At 58.5% G+C, this 6,484-nt stretch carries 7 protein-coding genes; all 7 read right to left on the reverse strand.

Features of this window, described 5'->3' with window-relative positions:
• Positions 1 to 793 (reverse strand): ABC transporter substrate-binding protein (locus tag ACTTKG_RS08360; RefSeq protein WP_442673760.1); only part of this gene is annotated, 793 nt, incomplete at its 3' end.
• 22 nt (positions 794 to 815) lie between these two features.
• Complete coding sequence (locus tag ACTTKG_RS08365) at positions 816 to 1,634, reverse strand: ABC transporter permease (protein ID WP_442673761.1); 819 nt, start codon at positions 1,632 to 1,634, stop codon at positions 816 to 818.
• Entirely contained in the window at positions 1,631 to 2,575 is a 945-nt protein-coding gene (locus ACTTKG_RS08370) for an ABC transporter permease (protein ID WP_442673762.1), read from the reverse strand. The genes ACTTKG_RS08365 and ACTTKG_RS08370 overlap by 4 nt, the downstream gene beginning before the upstream one ends.
• Before the next feature lie 699 nt (positions 2,576 to 3,274).
• Complete coding sequence (locus ACTTKG_RS08375) at positions 3,275 to 3,697, reverse strand: hypothetical protein (RefSeq protein ID WP_442673763.1); 423 nt, start codon at positions 3,695 to 3,697, stop codon at positions 3,275 to 3,277.
• A 25-nt stretch (positions 3,698 to 3,722) separates the two neighbouring features.
• Positions 3,723 to 5,120, reverse strand: coding sequence for an ATP-dependent protease ATPase subunit HslU (hslU, locus tag ACTTKG_RS08380; protein ID WP_442673764.1), 1,398 nt, complete (start codon positions 5,118 to 5,120; stop codon positions 3,723 to 3,725).
• Between the two features lie 19 nt (positions 5,121 to 5,139).
• Positions 5,140 to 5,682, reverse strand: a complete 543-nt coding sequence (gene hslV, locus ACTTKG_RS08385; RefSeq protein WP_442673765.1) for an ATP-dependent protease subunit HslV — start codon at positions 5,680 to 5,682, stop codon at positions 5,140 to 5,142.
• A gap of 11 nt (positions 5,683 to 5,693) precedes the next feature.
• Positions 5,694 to 6,484 (reverse strand): methylenetetrahydrofolate--tRNA-(uracil(54)-C(5))-methyltransferase (FADH(2)-oxidizing) TrmFO (trmFO, locus tag ACTTKG_RS08390; RefSeq protein WP_442673766.1); only part of this gene is annotated, 791 nt, incomplete at its 5' end.

Consider the following 6,484-nt stretch of genomic DNA (forward strand, 5'->3'; position numbering starts at 1 on the left):
CGGCTTGGCTGATTTTATACTTCGCACTGTCCTTTTGGAAAAGCTCCAAACTCGCATAGGGCAGACCTTGCGCGGCATCAAGCTCGCCGCTCTGCATCGCCATCGTCAGCGTATCGCCGTCGGCAATGCTCTTGACGATGATCTTGTCGAGCTTCGGCTTGACAGCGCCCCAATACTTCTCGTTTTTCGAAAGCTCCATTTCGGTATCCGTGACCTTCTGCGCCACATACGGGCCGGTGCCGACGACGATGCGATCCTTTTCTCCCGCTTCCATGTCGATGATGCAGGCGTAGGGATCCGCCAATGCGTTGATGAGCGTCGGCATCTTCTCACTCGATACGAGAGTGACGGTCTGCCCATCCGCCGTGATGGACTTGAGCTTCAGATTCTTCGGCGCGCGGTCATGCTTCGCCACGAGATCTTCCAAGCACGCCTTTACCGCCTCACCCGTCATCTTCTTGCCGTTGGAAAACACGACATCGTCGCGCAGCTTGATCTTCATCGTATATTCATCGACCTGCTCAAAACTCTCGGCAAGCCAAGGCACAGGCTCCATCTTCTCATTGAAGCGGAACAAGGTCTCGCCGATACCGTAGCGCAAGGTGCTCCAGCCGTTGTAGGAAACATGCGGGTTCGTGCCCGCATTCTCCATCGCCACGCCGTACGACATCGTGCCGTAGGTAAAGACTTTCTCCCCTGCCGCCTCGTTCTTGTCCGCGCCGCAGCCCGCGAAAATCGCCGCCGCGAAAAGCCCTGCCAAAGCCGCCGCCAATCTCTTCTTATTCATCTTCATTTTCTGTAGCCTCCTCTTTTTCCTACTTGCTTACTTCCTTCGGCGCCAACACATCGCGCAGCTTGTCGCCGAACAGGTTGAACACCGCCACCGTGAGGGTGAGCGCCGCCCCCGGCGCTAAGATGACCCACGGCGTCGTCTGCAGCATACTGCGTCCGCTGCTCATCATCGACCCCCATTCCGCCGTCGGCGGCATCGCGCCGAGCCCGAGAAACGAAAGTCCCGCCAGCTCCATCGTGAGCGTGCCGAGATCGAGCGCCGCCGTGACGAGAATCGGTCCCGCGATATTCGGCAGGACGTGATGCCGCAGCACGGCGAGAGAACTGCCGCCCGCCATGCGCGCCGCTTCCATGTACGGCAGTGCGCACAAAGAGAGCGTCAAACCGCGTGCGATGCGTGCATACTTCGCCCAGCCGAGGAAGGCAAGCGCCGCCGCCGCATAAAAAAGCCCGCCGCCGAAAGCGCCCGCGATTGCGATCGCAAAGACGAGCTGCGGAAACGCGAGCAGCAGATCAGCGAGCCGCATGAAGCCGGCATCGAACCGCCCGCCGCGATAGCCCGAAACCGCGCCGATCAAACTGCCCGCGCCGCTCACAAAGAGCAGCAAAAACAGCGCCGACCCGAGCGTCGTCTGCGCCCCCACGAGGACGCGCGACAAGAGATCGCGCCCGTAGCGATCCGTCCCCAAAAGATGCTCGGCGCTCGGCGCGAGAAGCGCCCGCTCCAAATCCTGTGCATACGGATCATACGGCGACAAGAGCGGCGCACAGGCGGCGACGATGAGCACGACGCCCACCGCCGCTATATACGGCAGCAGCGGGCGATACCTGTGCGCCGTCATGACGCACCCGCCTTTTCATAGCCGACACGCGGATCGAGCAGACGATAAAAAATATCCGCCGCGAGATTCAGCACGACATAGATCACCGCCATCCATGCCACATACGCCTGCACCAGCGGATAATCGCGCGCCAAGACCGCCTCGACCGCCATTTTCCCCACGCCGTCCCAAAGGAAAATCGTCTCGACGATCGCCGTGCCGCCGAGAAGCGACCCCATCGACAGCGCGAGCAGCGTGACGATCAGCACGAGCGAGCTGCGCAGCACGCTTTTCACAAGAATCGTGCGCTCCTTCACGCCGCGTGCACGCGCCCCTACGACATAAGGCTTCGCCAACTCCTCCAAGACCACGGCGCGAATCTGGCGCGTATACTTCGCGCCCATCGCAATCGCCAAGGTCAGCGCAGGCAGAATGACCGCGCGTCCATCGCCCGCCTTCGCCAAAATCGGCAGCCACTCAAGCCGCACGGCAAAAACATAGATGAGCAAAAGCCCCACGAAAAAATTCGGCAAAGAATTGCCGACAAAGGTACCGATGCGAATGAGAACATCCACCCGGCGATTCTGCCGCGCCGCCGCCAAAATGCCGAGCGGCACGGCAAAAGCAAGCGTCATGAGAACGGAAGCAAACATCAGGTAGAGCGTCGCCGGCAGCTTTTCCATGAACGTCTCCCATACCGGCTTGCCCGAGATATACGAACGCCCCAGTTCCCCCGTGACAGCTCCCTTGAGCCATGCCCCGTACTGCACGAGAAACGGACGATCCAGCCCCAGCTCCGCACGCTTCGCCGCCTTGACCTCCTCCGAGACGCCGCCCGACTTCTCATACATCAAATCAACGGCATCGTCGCCCGCCAACTGCATCGCGGCGAACGCCAAAAACGTGATGCACAGGAGAATCGGCACAAGCTGCAGCAGCCGCCCCAGTACATACTTTCTCATACGTCACGCACCACCTCCCAAAATTTTCATCTCCCCTATTCTAAGAGATTCGCTCGGTTTTTATAAGCCCCTGCGGGGGAAATAATTAGAGGAATTTAATGGACTGCGAATCGCCTTAAACGGTTTTCTTACAAAAATAAAAGCGCCGCAGAGCAAAATGCTCGGGCGCATAAAAAAACAGAGGGTATTGCTTTCGCAAGCCCCCTATTTCCGTCCCCTTGCGGGGTTCATGTTCTGAAATCTGGTACCGTGTAGTAATGGCAGGATCAGGAGACTAGGGTGTTTCCGTCCCCTTGCGGGGTTCATGTTCTGAAATGTAAAAATTTTCATGGGCACACGCCAGAAAGGAGGACTTTCCGTCCCCTTGCGGGGTTCATGTTCTGAAATTCCCTTCAATAAGTCCGCGATCCTTTGCATATATCACCTTTCCGTCCCCTTGCGGGGTTCATGTTCTGAAATCCTTGCTCTGTAAGTCTTGTTGCGACGGGGCTTACAGGCACGGTTTGCGGCGCGGATTTGTTTTGGGGGACATTTCCTGTGCCGATTCTTTGAAAAAGACCGCTCATGCCTTGCCGTTGCTCATGCGGCGGGGATTTCTCCTATAGTATAGCATAAAAGACACGAGGAGAACAATCTTTTTCTGTTTGCTACAGCGCAACACGCGGGATTTTGGATTTCGTTGGAGCACTCATGCGAGCGTTAATCGCTGTGTTCATGTGCGGCTGCACGAAGATATTCCAACTCCTCAATATTTCTCTTTTCGACAGAGCCAAATTTCGACAACGGCATATAGTATTCCCCCGTATTCTTCTTATAGCGGAACACGATGGTACGCTGCGGCTCTTCCGTCATCGCACCGTCGCTGCCGCTCCACCAAGCGGCAAAGGAGAGGAACGCAAAATCCTCATAGTCTTCTCCCTCGCTCATGATGTAGGCCGAGCTTACATCAGCCACCGATTTTACATGGGAGCCGCAGTCCCACACGATGAAGTTCGGATCGCCGTCGTAGCTGTAAATACCGGGGGCTACATCGGCTTCGGGCAGATCGGCAAAAGCCGTCGATGTGCCGCACGCAAGGCAAAAGGCAAAAACAACGGCGAGAGCTTTCTTTCTGCAGTTCATGGAAACCACACCTTTTCGAGAAACCTTACAAAATGAACTGGCTCACATCGCGGTTACGGGCGATGTCCTTGAGCTTGGTATCGACGTAAGCGGCATCGACGCAAATTTCTTTTTCTTCCATCTCGGGAGCTTCAAAGGAAAGATCCTCCAAGAGCTTTTCCAAGATCGTATGCAGGCGGCGCGCGCCGATATTTTCGGTCTGAGCGTTGACGTCGCAGGCGAGCTGCGCGAGACGGTCGATGGCGTCTTCCGCGAAATCGAGCGCGATGCCCTCGGTCGCCAAGAGCGCCTTGTACTGCTTCAAGAGCGCGTTCTGCGGCTCGGTCAGAATGCGCTTGAAGTCATCCTTCTGCAGTGACTTCAACTCGACGCGAATAGGGAAGCGCCCCTGCAGCTCGGGGATGAGGTCGGACGGTTTCGCCGTGTGGAACGCGCCTGCCGCGATGAAGAGAATGTGGTCGGTCTTAATGGGACCGTACTTCGTCATGACGGTCGAGCCTTCGACGATGGGCAGGATGTCGCGCTGCACGCCCTCGCGCGAGACGTCGGGGCCGGAACCCTGCCCTTTGACAGCGACCTTGTCGATCTCGTCGAGGAATACGATGCCGCTCTTCTCCGCCGCGCGGATGGCGGCGTCCTTGACTTCCTCCATATCGACGAGCTTCGCGGCTTCTTCCTGGCAGAAGAGCTTGCGCGCCGCCGCGACGGAGACTTTGCGCTTCTTCTGTTTCTTCGGCATGAGGTTCGCCATCATGTCCTGCAGATTGTCGCCCATGCTCTCAAGGCTGGAGCCTGCGAACATGCCGACCATCGGCTTGCCCGAGTCCTCGATCTCGATTTCGATGACCTCTTTTTCCAGCTCGCCCTTCAAGAGCCGCTTTCTGACCCACTCGCGCCCCGCTGCATACTTCGGCTCCTTGCTTTCTTCCGATTCCTTTTCCTCGTCGTCTGTACCGCCGAAAAGTTTGCCCAAGGGGTTCTGCGACTTCTTCGGCTGCGGCACGAATACGTCGAGGATGCGCTCCTCGGCAAGCTCTGCGGCACGCTCGCGCACCTTTTCCATGCGCTCCTGCCGCACCATACGCACCGCCGTTTCCGCGAGATCGCGCACGATGGACTCGACGTCGCGCCCCACATAGCCGACTTCGGTGAATTTCGTCGCTTCGACCTTGATGAACGGCGCTCTGACGAGCTTTGCCAGACGGCGTGCGATCTCGGTCTTACCGACGCCCGTCGAGCCGATCATCAGAATGTTCTTCGGTATGACATCATCCTGCATCGCGGCGTCGAGCTTGCGGCTGCGCCAGCGGTTTCTGAGCGCGATGGCGACGGCGCGCTTCGCTTCCTTCTGTCCGACGATGTAGCGGTCAAGCTCTTCGACGATCTGGCGCGGCGTCTGCTCGTTCAGCATGTTCTCTTCCATTTCGACCTTTTCCTGCAAGTCAATCCAGCTCCTCTACCTTGATGTTGTGATTCGTAAAGACGCAAATATCGGCGGCAAGCGTCAATGCTTCTCTCGCGATTTCTGCCGCTTCCATGTCCGTGTGCTTGACGAGGGCGCGCGCGGCGGCGAGCGCGTAGAAGCCGCCCGAGCCGATCGCCGCAACGTCGCCGTCCGGCTCGATAACCTCGCCGCCGCCAGAGATCATCAAAAGCGTTTCTTTGTCGGCGACGAGGAGCAGCGCTTCGAGCTTTCGGAGGACGCGATCCGTGCGCCACTCTTTCGCCAGCTCGACCGAAGCACGCATCAAATTGCCGTTGAATTCTTCGAGCTTCGCCTCGAATTTTTCAAAGAGCGTGAATGCATCGGCGACCGAGCCGGCGAAGCCTGCGACGACCTTGCCGTGGTAAAGGCGGCGCACCTTGCGCGCCGTCGATTTCATGATGGCGCTCTGTCCGAACGTGACCTGCCCGTCGCCTGCGATCGCCGTCTTTCCCTTTTGGCGCACGGCGACGATGGTCGTCGCGTGAAATGTCTGTTCCATAGATTGTCCTCCTACTCCATCTCGCCGCGAAAGTCTTCGAGCGCACAAAGCGCACGCTCGGCGAGCAGTTCTTTCTTGCGCTTCTTGTCGCGGATGCGCCCTTCTAAGGGCGGCAGCAGTCCGAAATTGACGTTCATCGGCTGGAAATGCCGCGAATCCGCCTCCGTGATGTAGGCAGCGAGTGCGCCGTGGCACGTTTCACGAGGGAACACGAGCGGCGGCTGTCCCTTGGCGAGCCGCGCGGCGTTTTTTCCTGCGACAAGCCCCGAAGCTGCCGACTCGACATAGCCCTCGACACCTGTCATCTGTCCGGCGAAGAGAAGCTCTGCATCCTTCTTGAGCTGATACGTCGGCGCGAGAAGGCGCGGCGCATCCATATAGGTGTTGCGGTGCATGACGCCGTAGCGCATGAACTCGGCATGTTCAAGTCCCGGGATCATGCGGAACACGCGCCGCTGCTCGCCCCACTTCAAATGCGTCTGAAAGCCCACGATATTGTAGAGCGTGCCTGCCGCGTTGTCCTGGCGCAGCTGCACGACGGCGTGCGGACGCACCCCCGTCTTCGGATCTTCCAAGCCGACAGGCTTTAAGGGGCCGAAAAGCAAGGTGCTTTCGCCGCGCGAAGCCATGACCTCGACGGGCATACATCCCTCGAAGAACACGGGCTTTTCAAAGCTGTGCAGCTCCGCCGTCTCCGCCGTCGTCAATGCCTGCCAAAAGGCGCGGTACTCCTCTTCCGTCATCGGGCAGTTGATGTAAGCAGGCTCGCCCTTGCCGTAGCGCGACGCGCGGTACGCCTTCG

Origin of the sequence: Selenomonas sp. (assembly GCF_052169755.1) — a bacterium.
Taxonomy (GTDB): domain Bacteria; phylum Bacillota; class Negativicutes; order Selenomonadales; family Selenomonadaceae; genus Selenomonas.

What these genes read in the sequence shown, in the direction of transcription:
- ACTTKG_RS08365 (WP_442673761.1), bottom strand. Translation starts at nt 1,634, where the DNA reads ATGACGGCGCACAGGTATCGCCCGCTGCTGCCGTATATAGCGGCGGTG.
- ACTTKG_RS08370 (WP_442673762.1), bottom strand. Translation starts at nt 2,575, where the DNA reads ATGAGAAAGTATGTACTGGGGCGGCTGCTGCAGCTTGTGCCGATTCTC.
- ACTTKG_RS08375 (WP_442673763.1), bottom strand. Translation starts at nt 3,697, where the DNA reads ATGAACTGCAGAAAGAAAGCTCTCGCCGTTGTTTTTGCCTTTTGCCTT.
- hslU (WP_442673764.1), bottom strand. Translation starts at nt 5,120, where the DNA reads ATGGAAGAGAACATGCTGAACGAGCAGACGCCGCGCCAGATCGTCGAA.
- hslV (WP_442673765.1), bottom strand. Translation starts at nt 5,682, where the DNA reads ATGGAACAGACATTTCACGCGACGACCATCGTCGCCGTGCGCCAAAAG.